At 62.1% G+C, this 19,503-nt stretch carries 15 protein-coding genes; 5 read left to right on the top strand and 10 right to left on the bottom strand.

Features of this window, described 5'->3' with window-relative positions; genetic code table 11:
• Positions 1–140 precede the first annotated feature (140 nt).
• On the top strand, positions 141–2,423 hold the full coding sequence (locus tag JCM7686_RS15770) for an NADP-dependent malic enzyme (RefSeq protein ID WP_020951789.1): 2,283 nt from the start codon (positions 141–143) through the stop codon (positions 2,421–2,423).
• 80 nt (positions 2,424–2,503) lie between these two features.
• Here JCM7686_RS15770 and JCM7686_RS15765 read toward each other — a convergent pair whose 3' ends face one another.
• Positions 2,504–2,701, bottom strand: coding sequence for a hypothetical protein (locus JCM7686_RS15765; protein ID WP_020951788.1), 198 nt, complete (start codon positions 2,699–2,701; stop codon positions 2,504–2,506).
• Positions 2,702–3,128: 427 nt separating this feature from the next.
• Positions 3,129–4,013, bottom strand: coding sequence for an oxygen-dependent tRNA uridine(34) hydroxylase TrhO (gene trhO / locus JCM7686_RS15760; protein WP_041528017.1), 885 nt, complete (start codon positions 4,011–4,013; stop codon positions 3,129–3,131).
• Positions 4,014–4,132: 119 nt separating this feature from the next.
• Here trhO and pncA point away from each other — a divergent pair, with 119 nt between their 5' ends.
• Together pncA and pncB are read left to right on the top strand one after the other, a co-directional pair.
• On the top strand, positions 4,133–4,729 hold the full coding sequence (gene pncA, locus JCM7686_RS15755) for a bifunctional nicotinamidase/pyrazinamidase (RefSeq protein ID WP_020951786.1): 597 nt from the start codon (positions 4,133–4,135) through the stop codon (positions 4,727–4,729).
• An 11-nt stretch (positions 4,730–4,740) separates the two neighbouring features.
• A complete protein-coding gene (gene pncB, locus JCM7686_RS15750) occupies positions 4,741–6,036 on the top strand; it encodes a nicotinate phosphoribosyltransferase (RefSeq protein WP_041528016.1) in 1,296 nt (431 codons plus the stop codon).
• A 34-nt stretch (positions 6,037–6,070) separates the two neighbouring features.
• On the opposite strand, the gene JCM7686_RS15745 is transcribed toward pncB, so the two are convergent.
• Entirely contained in the window at positions 6,071–7,066 is a 996-nt protein-coding gene (locus JCM7686_RS15745) for a Hint domain-containing protein (RefSeq protein ID WP_236635847.1), read from the bottom strand.
• A gap of 477 nt (positions 7,067–7,543) precedes the next feature.
• Complete coding sequence (locus tag JCM7686_RS15740; RefSeq protein ID WP_020951783.1) at positions 7,544–9,214, bottom strand: NAD+ synthase; 1,671 nt, start codon at positions 9,212–9,214, stop codon at positions 7,544–7,546.
• 136 nt (positions 9,215–9,350) lie between these two features.
• Between JCM7686_RS15740 and JCM7686_RS15735 the strand changes: the two genes are divergently transcribed.
• Positions 9,351–10,814, top strand: a complete 1,464-nt coding sequence (locus JCM7686_RS15735; protein WP_020951782.1) for an MORN repeat-containing protein — start codon at positions 9,351–9,353, stop codon at positions 10,812–10,814.
• A gap of 113 nt (positions 10,815–10,927) precedes the next feature.
• On the opposite strand, the gene JCM7686_RS15730 is transcribed toward JCM7686_RS15735, so the two are convergent.
• From JCM7686_RS15730 to JCM7686_RS15710, 5 genes are all read right to left on the bottom strand, one after another.
• Entirely contained in the window at positions 10,928–11,791 is an 864-nt protein-coding gene (locus tag JCM7686_RS15730) for a carbon-nitrogen hydrolase family protein (RefSeq protein WP_020951781.1), read from the bottom strand.
• Entirely contained in the window at positions 11,788–12,369 is a 582-nt protein-coding gene (locus tag JCM7686_RS15725; RefSeq protein WP_020951780.1) for a hypothetical protein, read from the bottom strand. The genes JCM7686_RS15730 and JCM7686_RS15725 overlap by 4 nt, the downstream gene beginning before the upstream one ends.
• Positions 12,366–12,767, bottom strand: coding sequence for a ketosteroid isomerase-related protein (locus JCM7686_RS15720; RefSeq protein WP_020951779.1), 402 nt, complete (start codon positions 12,765–12,767; stop codon positions 12,366–12,368). Before JCM7686_RS15720 ends, JCM7686_RS15725 begins: the two co-directional genes overlap by 4 nt.
• Positions 12,768–12,876: 109 nt before the next feature.
• The gene (locus tag JCM7686_RS15715; RefSeq protein ID WP_020951778.1) at positions 12,877–13,578 is read right to left on the bottom strand and encodes an ABC transporter ATP-binding protein; all 702 of its coding nucleotides are present in this window, start codon (positions 13,576–13,578) and stop codon (positions 12,877–12,879) included.
• A gap of 3 nt (positions 13,579–13,581) precedes the next feature.
• The gene (locus JCM7686_RS15710) at positions 13,582–15,108 is read right to left on the bottom strand and encodes a capsule biosynthesis protein (RefSeq protein ID WP_236635846.1); all 1,527 of its coding nucleotides are present in this window, start codon (positions 15,106–15,108) and stop codon (positions 13,582–13,584) included.
• 231 nt (positions 15,109–15,339) lie between these two features.
• On the opposite strand from JCM7686_RS15710, the gene JCM7686_RS15705 reads away from it, so the two are divergent.
• On the top strand, positions 15,340–16,092 hold the full coding sequence (locus JCM7686_RS15705) for an ABC transporter permease (protein ID WP_051201669.1): 753 nt from the start codon (positions 15,340–15,342) through the stop codon (positions 16,090–16,092).
• Here the strand turns inward: JCM7686_RS15705 and JCM7686_RS15700 are convergent.
• Complete coding sequence (locus JCM7686_RS15700; protein WP_020951775.1) at positions 16,089–19,382, bottom strand: calcium-binding protein; 3,294 nt, start codon at positions 19,380–19,382, stop codon at positions 16,089–16,091. The genes JCM7686_RS15705 and JCM7686_RS15700 overlap by 4 nt on opposite strands.
• Positions 19,383–19,503 lie beyond the last annotated feature (121 nt).

Raw genomic sequence — 19,503 nt, 5'->3', positions numbered from 1 at the left:
CGGAGCGCGAAATCTGGCCGAGTGACGCAAATTTGTGTGTCGGGCTGCTCTTCCCTCTTGGAAGTTTCGGAAAATAGTCGCATGAAAACGGGCGAACTTCTTTCCGAATATTCCAACATACGCGCATCAAGGGAAATAAAATGACCGACGACAACACCCCGCTGAAATCTCGCATCACCCGCGAGGAGGCGCTGGCCTATCATATGGAGCCGCGTCCGGGGAAATTCGATGTCGTCGCCTCAACCCCCATGGCGACCCAGCGCGATCTGTCCCTGGCCTATTCCCCCGGCGTGGCGGTGCCGGTCGAGGCCATCGCCGCGCGGCCCGAGACCGCCTATGACTATACCGTCAAGGGCAATATGGTCGCCGTCGTCTCGAACGGGACGGCGATCCTTGGGCTTGGCAACCTCGGCGCGCTCGCCTCGAAGCCGGTGATGGAGGGCAAGGCCGTGCTCTTCAAGCGTTTCGCCGATGTGAATGCGATCGACATCGAACTGGATACTGAAGACGCCGACGAGATCATCAAAGCGGTCAAGCTGATGTCGCCGACCTTCGGGGGCATCAACCTCGAAGACATCAAGGCGCCTGAATGTTTCATCATCGAGCAGCGTCTGAAGGAAATCTGCGACATCCCGGTCTTTCACGACGACCAACATGGCACGGCGGTGATCTGCGCGGCGGGCCTGCTCAATGCGCTCGAGCTCTCGGGCAAGCGCATTGAGGATGTGAAAGTGGTGCTCAATGGCGCGGGGGCGGCGGGGATCGCTTGCCTTGAGCTGCTGAAATCCATGGGCGCGCGCCATGAAAACTGCATCATGTGCGACACCAAGGGCGTGATCTATCAGGGCCGCACCGAGGGCATGAACCAGTGGAAATCGGCCCATGCCGTCAAGACCGAGGCGCGCACGCTCGAAGATGCGATGCGCGGCGCCGATGTCTTCCTCGGTGTTTCGGCCAAGGGCGCAGTGACGCAGGCGATGGTCGAGACCATGGCGGAAAATCCCGTGATTTTCGCCATGGCCAATCCCGATCCGGAAATCACACCCGAGGATGCCCATGCCGTCCGTCCCGATGCGATCGTGGCGACCGGGCGCTCGGATTATCCCAATCAGGTCAATAACGTGCTGGGATTCCCCTATCTCTTCCGTGGGGCTCTGGACATTCATGCCCGTGCCATCAACGACGAGATGAAGATCGCCTGCGCCCGCGCCTTGGCTGAACTTGCGCGCGAAGATGTCCCCGACGAGGTCGCCGCCGCCTATGGCCGCAAGCTGCAATTCGGCCGCGATTACATCATCCCGACGCCCTTCGACCCGCGTCTGATCCATGTGATCCCGCCCGCCGTTGCCAAGGCGGGCATGGATACCGGCGTGGCGCGGCGTCCGATCATCGATATGGAGGGTTATATCCAGTCGCTGAAGGCCCGCATGGATCCGACCGCCGCGATCTTGCAGGGCATCCACGCCCGGGCGCGTTCGGCTCAGGCGCGGATGATCTTTTCTGAAGGCGATGACCCGCGCGTCTTGCGCGCCGCTGTCGCTTGGCAGCGCGGCGGCATGGGGCAGGCGCTGGTCGTCGGGCGCGAGCTTGACGTGAAGGAAAAGCTGGAAGCGGCGGGGCTTGGCGATGCCGCGCGCGAGCTCACGGTCGTCAATGCCTCGAACACGCGCTATCTCGACGCCTATCACCAGACGCTTTACCAGCGGCTCCAGCGCAAGGGACTTGACCGCGAGGATACCAACAAGCTCGCCAATCGCGACCGCCATGTCTTCGCGGCCTTGATGCTGGCCCATGGCCACGGCGATGGTCTGGTCACCGGGGCCACCCGCAAAAGCGGCCATGTTTTGGCGCAGATCGGCAAGGTTTTCGACGTGACGCCGCAGGATGGCGCGGTGGGGATCACGGCGGTGCTCAATCGCGGCCGGATTATCCTGATGGGCGATACTCTGGTCCATGAATGGCCCGAGGCCGAGGATCTCGCCGATATCGCGATGCGCGGCGCGCATGTGGCGCGCGGGCTTGGGCTTGATCCGCGCGTGGCCTTTCTGTCGTTTTCAAACTTTGGCTATCCGATCAGCGAGCGTGCGGTGAAAATGGCCAAAGCGACCGAGGTGCTCGACCGGCGCAAGGTCGATTTCGAATATGAGGGCGAAATGACCGTGGATGTCGCGCTCAATCCGTCGCAGGCGGCGAAATACCCGTTCTCGCGCCTGACCGGCCCGGCCAATGTGCTGGTGGTGCCGGCGCGGCATTCGGCCTCGATCTCGGTCAAGCTCTTGCAGGAAATGGCCGGAGCGACGGTGATCGGCCCGATTCTGACCGGCGTGCCACAGCCGATCCAGATCTGCTCGACCTCCTCGACGGTGAACGACATCCTGAACATGGCCGCCATCGCCGCCGGGCGGCTGGGGCAGGTGAAATAAGCCGCCGCCGGAAGAGGAGGCGCTGAAACGACAAAAGGCAGCCGACAGGCTGCCTTTTCAAGATCTGTCCCGCGCGAAGATTATTCGGCGGCGAACAGGGTCGCGAACTTGCCGCACCAGTCATTTTTCTGCACGACCGGCCAGAAACCACGGCTGTCGGCGTCTTTCTGGGTGACGGGCGGATTGGCGCGGCAGAGGCCCGCATCCGAAAGCTGGGCTGCGGAATTGGCAGCGTGATCTTCGTAGAATGCGCAGGCATTGCAAGCGGCGGTGCTCATTGTCTTTTAACCTTCTGACTGTTTTAATCAACGGCTGGCTGGCATTGCGCTGGCTGGCTGTGTTGGCGCGGGTATCGCCTGAACCGAAAGCGACGTCAATAAAAAATCGTTAAAAAACATATAGTTGAGAAGATTACTCGGATGTTTGAAACTGAGAGATTTTATCGGGATGGCGGAAATTAATTTGATTTCCGAGGCTTGAATCAATGCCGGAATTTCGTGAGAAAAGCCGAGCGATTTACTTCTTTCTAATGCCCGGTGATGCAATGAAATCGGTCGGGATTTAAACCCATTCGCTCAGGATTGGCGGCGCGCATTTCGACGAAATAAAGCGTTTCAATAAGAAATCACCGTGCTTCGGCGGGCGCGCTCACCCGCAGGCACCGACCGCATAAGAAAAGCGCCCCGCAGGGCGCTGATCGGGGGCTTAAAGCTCCAGTTCGCCGCGTTCGACCTGCCTTTGCCTTTCGCGGAAACGGGCGCGGTCGGCCTCGGAATAATCCGCCGCGCAGCGATGGCAGCAGACGCCCTCTTCGAATTCGGGGCGCAGCTTGTCGGCCGGGGCCAGCGGGCGGCGGCAGGCGTGGCAGAGCGCGTAATCGCCCTGTTTCAGCCCGTGGCCCAGACTGACGCGCTTGTCGAAGACGAAGCATTCGCCCTGCCAGAGACTGTCTTCCTGCGGCATGTCCTCGAGATATTTCAGGATGCCGCCTTTCAGGTGAAAGACCTGATCCACGCCTTCGGCCAGCAGGAAATTCGTCGATTTCTCGCAGCGGATGCCGCCGGTGCAGAACATGGCGATGCGCTTGTTGTGGAAGCGATGGGCATTCTCGCGCCACCAGGCTGGGAAATCGCGGAAGCTTTTGGTTTCGGGATCGACCGCTCCGGCAAAGGTGCCGATCTCGACCTCGTAATCGTTGCGCGTGTCGATCACCGCGACATCGGGGGCCGAGATCAGCGCATTCCAATCCTTGGCTTCGACATAATGGCCAACGGCGGCGGTCGGATCGACATCGGGCTGGCCCATGGTCACGATTTCGCGCTTGAGCCGCACCTTCATCCGCGCGAAAGGCATCTCGTCGGCGCCGCTTTCCTTCCACTCGAGCCCCGCGCAACCCGGCAACGCGCGGATATGGGCGAGCACCGCATCAATGCCCGCGCGGCTGCCCGCGATCGTGCCGTTGATGCCCTCTTGCGCCAGCAAAAGCGTGCCTTTGATGCCGACCTCATCGCAGAGTGCGAGAAGCGGGCCCTGCACGGCGGCGGGGTCGGGAAGCTTGGTGAAGTGGTAAAGTGCGGCGACGGTAAACATGCCCGCCGCTTGCCCGAAACCGCGCGCGGGATCAAGCAATCCCGATCCCGCTCGCAGCAAATTGCTTGCAGCTGTTGATAAAAACCGCAAACCTGAGCGCGAAAATGGAAGGGGGCATGATGTCCAAAGCTCTGATCGTCGTTGATATGCAAGTGGATTTCTGTCCGGGCGGGGCCCTTGCCGTTGCCGGAGGCGACGAGATTACCGCGCCCATCAACGGCATGATGGCAGAGTTCGACGCGGTCATCCTGACGCAGGATTGGCACCCGGCGGACCATCTCAGCTTTGCCGACAACCACCCCGGCGCGGCGCCGTTCTCGGTCACCGAGATGGATTATGGCCCGCAGGTGCTGTGGCCCGCGCATTGCATGATCGGCACCGAGGGCTCGGATTTCCACATGGAGCTGGACGTTGACCGCGCCGATCTGATCATCCGCAAGGGCTTTCGCCCCGAGATCGACAGCTATTCCGCCTTTTTCGAGAACGACCACGAGACCGCGACCGGGCTTGCCGGTTATCTGCGCGATCGCGGGATCACCGATCTGACCTTCGTCGGCCTCGCGCTTGATTTTTGCGTGGGCTGGTCGGCCATCGACGCCGCACGGCTGGGGTTCAAGGCGACCGTTGTCGAAGCCGCCTGCCGCGCCATCGACCTCGAGGGCTCGCTGGAAGCGGCGCGTCAGGCCATGACCGAAGCAGGAGTGATCCTCGCATGATGATCCCGAATATCGACATCGCGACCCGCGTTTATAACCACAAATGGAAGATCGATCCGATCGTGCGGTCGCTGATCGACATGGATTTCTACAAGCTGCTGATGTGCCAGTCGGTGTTTCGCAACCGGCCCGACACCAATGTCACCTTCCAGATCATCAACCGCTCAAGCTCGATCCGGCTGGCCGAGATCATCGACGAAAGCGAGCTGCGCGAACAGCTCGATTATGTGCGGGGCCTGTCGCTGACGCGGGGCGAAAGCACCTGGCTGCGCGGCAATACCTTCTATGGCAAGCGCCAGATGTTCCGCTCGGATTTCATGACCTTCCTCGAGAATCTGCGGCTGCCCGCCTATCATCTCGAAAAACGCGACGGGCAATATGAGCTGACCTTCGAGGGCAAATGGCCCGAGGTCATGCTGTGGGAAATCCCGGCGCTCGCGATCATCATGGAGCTGCGCTCGCGGGCGGTGCTGAAGGATATGGGCCGGTTCGAGCTACAGGTGCTCTATGCCCGCGCGATGACCCGGCTTTGGGAAAAGATCGAAGAGCTGCGCGGGCTTGGCCCCGATCTCCGCATCGCCGATTTCGGCACGCGGCGGCGGCACAGCTTTCTGTGGCAAGACTGGTGCGTGCAGGCGATGATCGAGGGCTTGGGGACCGAGCGCTTTGTCGGGACCTCGAATTGCCTCATCGCCATGCGCCGCGACATCGAGGCGATCGGCACCAATGCCCATGAGCTGCCGATGGTCTATGCCGCCTTGGCGAAAAACGACGCCGAGCTTGCCGAGGCGCCTTACCGCGTGCTCGCCGATTGGCACGAAGAGCATGACGGCATGTTGCGCATGATCCTGCCCGACACCTACGGCACCCAGCATTTTCTGGAACATGCACCCGATTGGCTCGCAGGCTGGACCGGGGTGCGCATCGATTCAGGCGATCCCGTCGAGGGCGCCGAAACCGCGATCCGCTGGTGGAAAAGCCGGGGCGAGGATCCGCGTGAGAAGCTGATCATCTTTTCGGACGGGCTGGATGTGCCGCAGATGAAGGATCTGTTCGCGCGCTTTTCGGGACGGGTGAAGGTCAGTTTCGGCTGGGGCACGCTGCTTACGAATGACTTCCGTGGGCTGGTGCCGGGCGACGGACTGGCGCCGTTCTCGCTGGTCTGCAAGGCGGTGGCGGCCAATGGCGTGCCGACGGTGAAGCTCTCGGACAACCCCGAGAAAGCGACCGGGCCGAAAGAGCTGATCGAGCATTACAAACAGGTCTTCGGCGTCGGCGCGCAGAAGCGGATCAAGGTCGAGGTCTGAGCGGGTCGTCGGTCCCGAGAGGGGGCCGGGGGCGTCAGGCCTGCAACGCGCGGCTCTTTTCGCGATGGCGACGGGTCAGGCTGCGCAGCGCCTTGCCGGTGATGATCGGGCGCACGGGCGCGCTGGTGCGACGCGCCTCGATCAGCTCGGGGAAGAGCGCGATGATCTCGGCCCGGGCGGCGGGATCGACGGCTTTGAGGGCCTCGTCGCCAGTATAGAGCGATTCCGTGCGGGCGCCTTCCGAGAAAATGACCTCGTGCTGATCGAACAGCAGATGGAAATATTCGACCCCATCCGTGGGCTCGATCAGGTCGATCCCGTCAAGCTCGGTCAGAGATTTCGCGGCGACCAGAATCTCGGTCTCGCCAAAGAGCCGCCCGGCAATTTTCGACGAGATCAGCACCCGGTGTTGGCGCGAGACATAAAGATCGCGCGCGGGCAGGTTTTGCCCCAGAGCACCGGCCGCGATCCGCACCGGGCGCAATGTCGGAAACACCGACAGCAGCTCGGCCGACAAGGCTTTCGAGCCGATCCAGCGCAAAGGCTGATAGCCGCGATCCGCGGTCAGGATCATGTCGCCGGGACGCAGATTTTCGACCGCGATTTCGCCGCGCGCGGTGCGGATCAAGGTCCCGCGGCAAAAGCAGATAAAATGCGGCGCGCCCGGCTTTTGATAGCCGCCGACATCCATATAAGAGAGGTTGTCGTCGATAATGCTGGTCAGCGTAATCGACTGGATCGGCTTTTGCGTCAAAGCCGCAATTTCTTCGGCACTGGCATCCGCGCCCGGGGGCACAAGAACCAGATGGCCGGTATAGATCGATTGGAAGATCCGGACGGGCACGTCAGTTGCCGTCGTGCCGTCAGGATAGGTCACGGTTGCGCGATAGACCACGCCGGTCAGCAGGTAGTGCTGGGCGTCCCCAAACACGGCATAATCCGGGGAACGCTGGCCTTCGGGATCTTCGAAATCGAGCCGACCGTTGTCGTCGCCATCATGCAACGTCAGATCAAACAGGTCGTTCGACATCGGATTCTCAACACTTCCGAAAGTCATGTTGAGCAACGATGATGCCTGATCCGCGCCAGGGGTCGAAGGATCGGAATCCAGATCTGCGTGGGTTCCGAGGTAAATGGCGCGGATAACAGTATCGGTTGGCATAAATAACCTACTCGTTCGACACGCCCCACAAACAGGAAGGGCAAACGCTAAAAACAGCCTCTGGTCTCTCCAGAGGATCGTATTCACAAAAAGACGCGGTTGACGGGGGCAGCTTTCAGAGAACATTCAGCGCTTCGTCTTGGCGTTAAAGGAGAATTAATACTCTCGAAACTTTATTTAAAGTTGTCTGATTGGACAGTGTCGTTTAGTTAGATTTCAAGTCTTTTTTGCATTAATGCAGACATATAGTGATTTAATGAAAGTTAATGGACTGCATTGAATTAAAATAAAAACCCGCCCTACAAAGGAGGGTGGGTTGGCAGATTTATCGGTATTTAAAGCGGTTCAGGCCTTGTCGCGCCAGCGATTGACCAGTGGGTAGCGTCGGTCGAGCCAGAAGGCCTTGGGCGAAATCCGCGGCCCCGGCGCGGCCTGATAGCGCTTCCACTCGCTGCCATAGAGCAGGCTTTGCACCTTCAGCACCACCTCGGCCTCATGGCCCATGGCGACCAGTTCGCGCACCGACATGTCCTTCTCGACCAGCCCGTCCAGGATCGCGTCCAGCACCTCATAGGGCGGCAGGCTGTCCTGATCCTTCTGATCGGGGCGCAGCTCGGCTGACGGGGGCTTGGTGATGATACGCTGCGGAATGACCTCGCCGGAGTTGCCCAGCATCCAGTCGCGGTGATGGCGATTGCGCCAGCGGCAGGTCTCGAAAACGCGGGTCTTGTAGAGATCCTTGATCGGATTATAGCCGCCCGCCATATCGCCATAGATCGTGCAATAACCGACCGCGACCTCGGATTTGTTGCCGGTGGTCAGCAAAAGCCCGCCGAATTTGTTGGAAATCGCCATCAGCATCACGCCGCGCAGGCGGGATTGGATGTTTTCCTCGGTCAGATCGGGCGTGGTGCCCTCCATCAGATGGGCAAGCGCCTGATCGACCGCGCCGCGCGCGCCGTCGATCTTGACCGTGTCGATCTGGATACCCAGACGCGTCGCGCAATCGGCGGCATCCTCGAGGCTCTCGGGCGAGGTATATTCGCTCGGCAGCATGATGCAACGGACATTCTCGGGCCCGATCGCATCGGCGGCAATCGTCGCGACCAGCGCCGAATCAATGCCGCCCGACATGCCCAGAAGCGCGGTCTTGAAGCCGGATTTCCGCATGTAATCGCGCAGACCCTCGGTCATGGCGCGGTAATCCTGCTCCCATTCGTCGGGCTGGTGGTCCATGCGGTTTCGCTCGGCGCGCCAGCCCTCCTCGGTGCGGATGAAATCGACATGGGCGATGATCTCGTCGAAGGGCGCAAGCTGCATCACCTTCTCCACGCCACCGCCCGCGCCGGGGTTCAAGACGAAGCTCGCGCCGTCATAAAGCTGGTCGTCCTGCCCGCCGACCGAATTGAGATAGACCGCGGGCAATCCGGTCTCGACCACGCGTGAGACGATATGCGTCATCCGCAGATCGAGCTTATTGCGGTGATAGGGGCTGCCGTTCGGGATCAGCAGGATCTCGGCGCCGGTCTCGGCCAAAGTCTCGGAAACCTCGGGCCACCAGCTATCCTCACAGATCGGGCTGCCAATGCGCAAGGGCCCGATGCGGTAGGGCCCCGAAATCGGCCCCTGATCGAAGAGCCGCAATTCATCGAACAGCTGCTTGTGCGGCAGGTCGTGCTTGAGCACCCGCGCGACGACCTTGCCACCTTCCAAAATCCAGAAAGCGTTGTAAAGCTTCTCGTTTTCCAGAAACGGCCCACCGATTCCGATTGCAGGCCCATCCGCGCAATCGCGCGCCAAAGCCTCGATCGTGGCCATCGCATCCTCGCTGAAGGCCACTTTCAGCACCAGATCCTGGGTCTGGTAACCGGTGATGAACATCTCGGGCAGAGCCAGCAGATCGGCCCCCGCCTCCTTCGCCAGCGCCCAAGCTTCACGCGCTTTGCGTGCATTGCCGGCAAGGTCGCCCACTGTTGGATTGAGCTGCCCCAGAGTGATGCGGAAACGATCGGCCATCGCGCTCTCCTGTCCTGTCGCCTCTGTTGATAGGCGAGCGCGCGCAAAAGGAAAAGTCGGCCTTTGCGCCCGGGGCTGCTTGAGGTAAAGCCTAGGTAAAACGAGCGTAAAACACAGGCAAACCGGAGTCAGGGCGATGAAGGCAGTGATTGCCGCAGCGGCAATTCTCTTGGCAGGCGTGAGCCTTGCAGGGGCGGAGACCGTCATCACCAAGCAATATGATGACGGTGGCGTCTATGAAGGCACCTTCCGCAATGGCCGCCAGCACGGGCGGGGCACCTATAAGCTGCCCAATGGCTATGCCTATACCGGCGATTGGGTCGAGGGCGAGATCCTCGGGCAAGGCAAGGCGACCTTCCCGAATGGCTCGGTCTATGAGGGCAGCTTTGCCAAGGGCAAACCCGACGGCAAGGGCAAGATCACCTATGCCGATGGCGGGACCTATGAGGGCGACTGGAAAGACGGCGAGATCACCGGTGAGGGCGTCGCCCATTACGCCAATGGCTCGGTCTATAAGGGCGGCTTTCTCAATGCGCTCCACAATGGCAAGGGCCTGCTGACCCAGCCCAATGGCTATCGCTACGAGGGCGATTGGAAGAACGGCGTCAAAGAGGGCAAGGGCAAGATCACCTATCCCGATGGCGCGGTCTATGAGGGCGACATGCTCGCGAACCAGCGCGCGGGGCGTGGCAAGCTGACCATGCCGGACGGGCTGACCTATACCGGCGGCTGGGCGGCCGGGCAGATGAGCGGCGAGGGCAAGCTCGTCCAGGCCTCGGGCGACAGCTATGACGGCCGCATGGTGAACGGCAAACGCGAGGGCATCGGCGTCGCGGTCTACAAGAACGGCGACCGTTACGAGGGCATGTTCCGCGCCGACAAACGCGACGGCGACGGCGTCTTCACCGGGACAGACGGCTATATCTATGACGGTGCCTGGGTGCAGGGCCGGATGGAGGGCACCGGCCGCATCACCTATCCCGATGGCTCGAATTACGAGGGCCAGCTCAAGAATGACCTGCCCGACGGCAAGGGCAAGATCACCTATCCCGATGGCGCGACCTATGAAGGCGATTGGGCCGAGGGCGTGATCGAAGGGCAGGGCGTGGCGAAATATGCCAATGGCCTCGTCTATGAGGGCGGCTTCAAGAATGCCCGCAACGATGGACAAGGCCGCATGGTCTACCCCGACGGCTATGTCTACAACGGCGCCTGGCGCGAAGGGCAACGCCACGGCGAAGGCCAGGCGACCTATCCCGACGGCACGACCTATGACGGCCATTTCGTGGCGGGGCTGCGCGAGGGCAAGGGCCGTCTGATCACGCCAGACGGCTTCCGCTACGAAGGCGGCTGGAAAGCGGGCGAGATCGACGGCGAGGGCCTCGCGACCTATGCCAATGGCGATACTTATACCGGCCATTTCGTTGCCGGAAAACGCCAGGGTGACGGGGTGATGCGCTACGCCACCGGCCAGATTGCCGCCGGAGAATGGAACGACAACCGCTTGGCCAAGCCCGCCGACGGCAGCGAGGCCCCGGCGGATGAGGCGCCTGCCCCCACCCCGGAAGCCACCGTCCCGGCCGAGCCCGCCACGAACTGACCCCGGCATCCGTCGCAAGCGGCTGCCTCTTTCTTCATCATGAAAATACCCCCCTTTTGGCACTGCCGCTGGGGGTATTTTTATGATGAAGAAATCAGGTCGCGGGCGGGGCGTCAGAGCAATTTGCTCTCGGCGCTTTCGGGCCAGTGTTTGAAGGGTAGGACGCGGCCATCACGACGACTTTCGGTAACGCGGTCGAGGTCGATTTCGGCGCGGACCCAGCCGGGTTGGTCGAGCGTGCCTTCAGCGACAATGCCGGTCTCGGGCCAGAGCCCGTCGGCGGGGGCGTAGATTGCGGCGATGCCGCGGTTTTCGTCGATGGCCGGGCACCAGTCGACGTCGCCCACGGTTGGCGATTGCACGATGACGGATTGACCCTCAAGCGCGCGGGCCATGGCGCCGATCTTGACGCGGTTAAAGCCTGCGATCGTGTCGGTGCAGGAGGGCACGAGGATGATCTCGGCTCCGGCTTCGGCCAGCACTCGGCCGAGCAGCGGGAATTCGCTGTCGTAGCAGATCAGGATGCCGAGTTTACCGATGGCGGTATCGAAGATCCTGAGACCGGCATTGCCGATCACGTCCCAATCTTCGCGCTCGAAGCGGGTCATGATCTGTTTGTCCTGATGGCCGATCCGACCATTGGGTCCGAACAGGACCGCGCGGTTGAAGGGGCGGCCTTTCTCGAAGACCGGCCCTGAGGCTGCGAGGACATGCAGATTGTGGCGCGCTGCGAGGTCGGCATGCAGGCGATCACGGGCTTTTTCGTGGCGCGCGACTTCGTGCAGCGATTGCTCGAGATCGGCGGCGACCTCGCGTCCGCCAAGCGAGGCAAGCTCCATCGCGCCATATTCCGGAAAGACCAGCAAATCGCTATCCGCTGCCGCTTCGACCCAGCGGGTGATCTTGGCCTCGTAATCGGCGAAGCTTTCGAACCAGTCGAAATCATAGGCGGCGGTGGCGATTTTGACCGGTCTCACAGGGCTCTCATCCAGAATTGCAGGGGCTTTTTCGTGGCGTGATCATCGCCGATGTCTTTCCACTCGAATTCTGCGACGACGCCGGGCAGGGGAGCATAGCCGCGCTTTTGCCAAAAGCCGTCGAGCGGGCGGTAATCGGCGGGGCGGTCCGGATGGTCCGCGGGGCGCTTGACGCTGCAGAAGGCCGAATATTTCCGCCCGAGCGCGCGGCCCTGCGCCTCGCGCCCGTCGAAGAACGCATGACCCAGACCATGGCCGCGATATTCGGGCAAAAGCACCGATTCCGCGCAATAGAAGATCTCGTCGAGCTGTTCGGGGCGATGGGCGAAGGCGGCGGCGAAATCGCTGGCGTGATCCTCCATCGGGGCGCCGGTCGAGGCGCCGATCATGCGGTCCCCGTCATAGGCCGCGACCACGACCGCGCCGGGCGATTGATAGACCTTGAGGTAATCACGCTCGTAGTCGAGATCGCCGTCGTAGAGATAGGGCCAATGCCGGAACACCGCGATGCGGAGCCGCGCCAGATCGTCCAGCGCGGCGCCGACGGCATCCCCGGTGAGGATGCGCGTCTCGATCATCCGACGACCTGTTGGGTCCAGTCGGCGAGGTTGTAATAGGTGGTCACGCGCGCGATCTTGCCGTCGCGCAGGGTGAAGAAAGTCCCGGCGGGCAGGCGATAGGTCTGGCAGGTGGCGGGCGGCAGGCCCTCGTCGGTCTTGAGATAGGTCCCGTTCACCACGAATTCGGCGGCCGCGCGATCACCCGCCTCATTGGCGAAGACCACGATATCGGTGAGTAGCTCTTTGTAGCTGGTGGTCATGTGCTTGTTGAATTCGCGGAACAGCTCTTTGCCTTTGCGAATGCCACCCTCGTTAACGTGATGTTCAACGTCATCATGCATCATCGCCAGCATGTCGTCGGTGCGCCCGGCGTTGAAGGCGTCATAATAGGCGGTGATGAGGGCTTTGCTGTCCATGGGGGCTCCTGTCGGTTTCCCAGACTTTAGCCTGCACCCCGGCGGGCGTCATCTCCATCCTTAGGTCTAAGGCGCGACAGGCGGGCGGCAGGAATGCGCGGCGCGGCGCCTATTCGTCGTAGAGCCCTTCCTCTTCGACATAGCTGCCTGGCGGCGGCAGGTTCAGCAGCGATTCGTGATAGGCGATGGCTTCCTCAAGGTCGTTGAAGACCGAGAGATGACCGCGGTTGAGCACGGCGCCCATGGTGCACATCGCGCGCACCATATTCACCGAATGGGTGACGACGATGGCGCCGGATTGGCTCATCCGATCGGCGAAAACGCGCTGGGATTTGGCGCGGAACTCGGCATCGCCGACGCTCGTGACCTCATCGACGAGATAGGTGTCGAATTTGATGCCCATGCTGGTGCCCATCGCAAGGCGCGAGCGCATCCCCGAGGAATAGGTCCCGAAGGGCTGGTCGAAATGCGCGCCGAGCTCGGCGAAATCGGCGACGTAATCAACCAGCTCGTCGGTATCGACACCGTAAATCCGGGCGACGAAGCGGACATTCTGCGCGCCGGTCAGGTCGGGGTGAAAGCTGCCGGCAAAGCCCACCGGCCAGGAAATCGTCCCCGAGGACACCACCCGGCCCCAGGTCGGGCCGATGCTGCCCGCAATGATGCGCAGCAGCGTCGATTTCCCGGCCCCGTTGCGCCCCATCAGGGCGACGGCCGAGCCGGTCGGAAAGACCGCGTTGATATTGTCCGCGACAATATGCTGGCGGCCTTTCTGCCGGTAGATCTTGGTCAGGTTCTCGAGCCGGATCATGGCTTATTTGCGGTCGCGGACGCTGTAATAGACCAGCGCGAGGATCGACCAGCCGATCAACAGCACCCCGGCACAAAGCGCCAGCAGGCGCAGCCGGTTCGGCTCGGTCGAGGATTCGGCGACGCGCGGCGTGATATGGGTGGCGAGATAGCGCGACTGGCGCTGTGCCTCGGCCAGAGACGCCTCATAGTTGATCCGCGCCGAACGATAGGCGCCCTCGGCAAATTCGCGATCGACCGAAAGCTTTTCATAATCGGCCATCAGCTGCGCATAGCTTTCGCCATCCGGACCCTGTCCGGTCTGGCTGAACTTGTTGCGCTCTTTCTCGATCAGACCGCGCAATGCGTCGATCTTTTGCTGCGATTGGATGACGCGGTTGTCGGTCGGCTTGGCGTTTTCCGACAGCATGTCATGGGCGATCAGTTGCTCGGCGAGCTTCGACTGAAGCCCGGTCAGCACGCCCATCTGCCCGGCGAGATCGGCCTGCGGATCGACGATCTGGGTGCGGATGCGGAAGGCGGTTATGTCCTGACGCGCCGTGGTCAGGGCGATCCGGGTCTTTTCCAGCTCTTCGGTCGCAAGCTTCATCGCATCCGAGCGCGCCACCGAGGAGAGATCGTTGATCTTGATCGTCGCGGCGGCCAGAATCGCCTCGGCGATCTTTTGCGAATCCGCAGGCTGGAAGGCGCTGACATTCAGCGTGATCAGGCCCGTCGAATTGTCGTAATAGACCTGAACCTGACGCTGCCAGAACGTCGTCAGATCCTCGATCGTGCCCTTGGGATCGTAGCCGAAGACGAAATCATGCGGCCAAGGCTCCGAGAACATGCGGCGCAGATCGAGCTGCTTGTCCACGGTCTCGACCATGTCGGGGCTGCGGATGAACTGATAGAGAATATCGGTATCCGAGGCACCGGCGGTGCCGCCAAGCGCGACAAGCCCGCCCAGAAGATCGGCGCCAGAGGGCTGCGAATCCTCGCGCCGGACGGAAAAGCCGACGGTCGAGACATATTGATCGGTCGCCCGCGTCCACAGATACCAGGCCGAAACCAGCGTGGGCAGGACGACGATGATCAGAAAGGTCAGCAAAAGCAGCCAATGACGCGAGCGTGGCCGGGCCGAGCTGACCGGGCGGCGCAGAGGCTGACCGGGCGGCGGCGCGACCTTGCGGGCAACAGCCGCGGGCGCCGGGGCGGCGACAGCCGTGGCGGCGGCGCGGGCCGGAACCGGGGCCGCGGCGGGTTGCTTGGCGGGAACAGATTGCGCGGGAGCGGGCTGGGCAGGCACGGGCTGGGCGCGGAAGGGGCCTGCGGCCTGTGGCTGACCGACCGCTGCCGTGCGCGCCTGCGCCGCTGCGGGGCGCGGGGCCTGTGCCGGGGCAGGGCTAGCGGCGGCCTGCTCGGCGCTTTGACGCGCGGCGGCGGCGGCCTGAGCGGCACGGGCCTGGGCGACAGTCGGATCGATCGGAGCGGCAGATTGGGGCGCTGCCGCCGCGGCGGCAGAGAGGTCAGAGGTCGGCTGCGGTCTCACTTGTGCCGATTCTGGCGTGCCGGCCGGAGCTACGCCCTGCGGTTTGGCCGGATCTGAATTCTGGGACACTGCGCGGAGGCTTTCGCTGGTTTACCTTTTCCGCGCAGTTGTTACATATTGCAGATAGCCAAGACCAGCCTTTGCGTTCACATGACCGAAATGACCCATCCCGAAGGGGAACCGCAGCGGCCCTTTATCCGGTCGCATCGCACGCCCCGCCCGCGCTTCCAGATGCTTCGGATTATCTCAGCTCTGATGCTGCGAGAGATGACGACCACCCATGGCCGGTCTGCGGGCGGCTATCTCTGGGCGTTGGTCGAGCCGGTTCTGGGCATTGCGCTTCTGTCGACGATCTTCGGACTTTCCGTGAAAAATCCGGGCCTTGGTTCGAACTTTCCGCTGTTTTATGCCTCGGGCTTCCTGCCCTTTGTCATGTTCAACGACATGAGCAACAAGATCGCGGCCTCGATCCGGTTTTCCAAGCCCTTCATGGCCTATCCCAGCGTGACCTTCATGGATGCCATGTTGGCGCGCGCGATTCTGAACGCGCTGACCCACTGCACGGTTATCCTGATTGTGATCTGCGGGATCTTCGTGATCTTCCAATTGCCGGTGCAGGTCCGGCTTGGGCCGGTGCTCGAATCGCTTTTGCTGCTGGTGATGCTGGCTTTCGGGGTCGGAACACTGAATTGTTACCTGATCACCGCCTTCCCGATCTGGGAACGGGCCTGGAACATCATCACCCGGCCGCTGTTTCTGGTCTCGGGCATCTTCTTCACCATGGAGATGATGCCGCAGGCCGGTCGCGACATCCTGTGGTACAACCCGATCATCCATTGCATCGGGCTGTTCCGGCGCGGGCTCTATCCGACCTATGAGGGCGCCTATATCTCGAAGACCTATGTCGCCGGGGTCTCGATCACGCTGCTGTTCTTCGGGCTGCTGTTGCTGCTGCGCAACTACCGCACGCTCATGGAAAACTAGAGCCAGAAATCCGAGGCAAAGATCTGCGACAGGCCTTCAAGCCGGATCGTCAGATCGGGGCGGCTGTCGCCATCGAGGTCGATGTAAAGCGTGACCATGCCCGCCGAGATCTCGGCCCGGATCTGGTGATGGCTTGAAAAGCCCTGCGTGCCGACGAAGCTCAGATTCATCCCGCGCATGTCGATGTGATCCTGCCCGTGGGTGAAATCGGTGATCACATCGACGGCGCGGTCGAAATCGGCCTTCCGGTTGAAGACGAAGACATCGCGTCCCGGCCCGCCGGTCATCGTGTCCGACCCCGGCCCACCGATCAGCGTATCGTCGCCCGCGCCGCCAAAAAGACGGTCGCGCCCGGGGCCTCCATTCAGGCGGTCGTGGCCGCGGCCCCCGTAAAGCGTGTCATTGCCCCGCCCGCCCTCGAGCAGATCGTTGGCATTTCCGCCATAAAGCAGGTCATTGCCATTCCCGCCGTAAAGCTTGCTGCTGCCGGGCCCGGTGCGGATCACGTCATTGCCGTTGCCGCCGTAAAGCGTGTCGAACCCCGCGCCGCCGTAAAGCGTGTCATTGCCTGCGCCGCCATAGATCAGATCAGCGCCGCGCCCGCCGTAAAGCACGTCATTGCCCAGCTCGCCGTAGAGGACATCGTTGTTGCCGTCGCCATAGATCGTGTCATTGCCGCGCCCGCCATAGATCGTGTCATTGCCGTCGCCGCCATAGAGCAGATCATGCCCGGCTTCGCCCCAGATCACATCATTGCCCGCGCCGCCGTAGATCCGGTCATTGCCGCGCCCACCGAGGATCGTGTCATTTCCGGTTCCGCCGAACAGCTGATCGTCACCGTCGCCGCCATAGAGCAGGTCATTGCCGTCATCGCCGTAAACCGTGTCATTGCCCGCGCCGCCATAGATCGTGTCATGGCCAGCCCCGCCATAGATCAGGTCATCATCGGCGCCGCCGTCGATCCGGTCCTGGCCGTCGCCGCCGTACAGGGTGTCGTTGCCGTCACCGCCATCAATGCGATCATCACCCGCGCCGCCGTAGATGAGGTCATTGCCCGCTTCGCCCGCCAGATAATCGCGGCCATTGTCGCCATAGAGCACGTCATCGCCCGCGCCGCCGAGCAGCGTGTCGTCGTCATCGCCGCCATAAAGCGTGTCATTGCCGTTGCCGCCGAACAGCTGGTCGCGCCCGGCTCCGCCGTAAAAGAGATGCCGCCCGGTCGTGGCACGTAATGTGTCGTCACCATCGCCGCCGTAAAGCGTGTCGCGGCCGGTGCCCGCGAAAAGCTGGTCGCGGCCTGCGCCGCCATGCAGATAATTCGCGCCTGAAATCGCGCGCAGAGTGTCGTCGCCGTCGCCGCCGAACAGCTGGTCGTCGCCGCTGCCGCCTTCCAGCAGATCATTGCCGGGCCCCCCGTAAAGCGTGTCATTGCCCGCGCCGCCGAAAAGCTGGTCATTGCCCTCATCGCCGTAAAGCACGTCATGGCCATCATCGCCGCGCAGAGTGTCATCGCCCTCGCCGCCGAAAAGCGTGTCATTGCCGGCCCCGCCATAAAGCTCATCCGCGCCGCCGCCGCCCTTGAGCAGGTCATTGCCGTCGCCGCCAAAAAGGCTGTCCTTGCCGTCGCCGCCGTAAAGCGTGTCATTGCCAGCATCGCCGCTGAGCCAATCCGGGCCGCTGCTGCCGAAGATGATGTCATTGCCACCGCCGCCATAGATCCGGTTCGCGGTCGAGCTGGCCATCAGCGTATCATCCCAAGACGAGCCATGGATGACATTGGCGAAAGAGGGTGGCGGATAATGGGCATGGGGGAACATGGAGTTCCCGAACTGCCACGAGGCGAGCGGTCGACCGTTCTGAGAATAGACCTCGACCGTGGTTGTGCCGATTTTCAGCCGCATCCCCCAGCTTTGCTGCTCGAAGGTGATTTGCGCGATCGAGCGGATCATGCCGAAATTGGACAGGTCGATGCGGTCGATCCCATATTCGAAATCCGAAATCGTGATCCGACCCTTGAAGGGCATCAGCACGAAGATATCCGCGCCCTTGCCGCCGGTCAGCGTGATGTTTTCAGTGCCCGAGATCAGGATATCGTCGCCATCTCCGCCCCGCAGATGCGTGGTGCCGGTGCCCGCCTTCAGCATATCCGAGCCCGAGGTGCCGGTCTGCACTCCCGCGCCGACTGTCGTAGTCCGGCCGATGGGGCCGGTGTTGATCGCGAATTGGCTGATGCCGTTTTCGGTCTTTGAGCTGACGAACAGCACGATCTGGCCATTGATCCGCTCGGCGGCAAGCGAGGACACCTTGGCCAAAGACCAGCCGTCGCGGTCGACCAGCGTATCGAGATGCAGAAGCTGCCCGCCGGGCATCACAGTAAAGATCGAGACGCCATCATCTGCCCCGCCGACGAAGACGAAGGCGCGGCCATCGACCATCAGCGTCGTCATGGCGGTTGCACTCGCAAATCGGGTGCTGCGCTCGTCGATGATGTGATCCACGGGCAGGATGTCGCCGGTCGAGGTCAGCCGCATCGAGGTCAGCGACGAGCTCGCGCTTGAGGCCATGATAAGATAGGTCACCCCGGCGACGGTGACGCTTTCGATATGGCTCGGGGCATTGATCCCGACCCCGGTTTCCGACGAGAGCAACCGGGTCATGCCGATCGTGCCATCGGCAAGGATTTCCTGCACCAGCAAGGCATTGCCAAGCGCCGAGACCGAGGCGATGAACTGTTTCGCGCCGACCTTCATCAGCGCGATGTCGTCGATCTCGGCATTCGCGGGGGCGCCGGAAAAAGGAAAGGTCACCGAGCTGGTCTTGGTCAAAGCGCCCGCCGCGCCGACCTTCCAGATGTCGAAGCCAAGCTGGTCGTTCTTGACCGAAAACAGGAAATCCGAGCTTGGCGTTGAATATTGGCCGACCTGAATGAGATTGGCCGCGAAGGCCGCGCCGCCGAAGCCGGACACCCCGCCGAAGCCACCATCGGCTGCCAGATTGAACCTTGGCCCACCCTGCAGACCCAAGGCGCTTGCGATCTGTTTGCCGTCGATCGACAAAAGCTCGATCCGGGGTGTGTCGAGATAGCGCACCGAAGGCGCATAGGCCTGCCCCGCGAGATAGCTGATCGGCTTGTCCGCCGCGGTCAGGACATAGGCACTGAGCCCGCCGCCCACATGCGTCGCCGCATAAAGCCGGAACCCGCCGGCCCCGGACGCGATCTTCAGATCGGTGAGGTTGCGGGTGAAGGCGCCGGTCGGGGCCAGATAGGTGATGACGAAGCGAATATCCACGGTCTTGATCGCTGCACTTGTCCTGCGTTTTCATGGCAAAGCTAGGACGGTGTCGCTTAAGAACCGGCTACCCCCGAGACCCTTTCGCGCTTCGTGATTAACACGCATAAGCCTTGTTTTT

This window comes from Paracoccus aminophilus JCM 7686 (assembly GCF_000444995.1).
Taxonomy (GTDB): Bacteria; Pseudomonadota; Alphaproteobacteria; order Rhodobacterales; family Rhodobacteraceae; genus Paracoccus; species Paracoccus aminophilus.
Note: the sequence above shows the minus strand (reverse complement) of the source record. Positions and strands in the feature narration are given on the sequence as shown.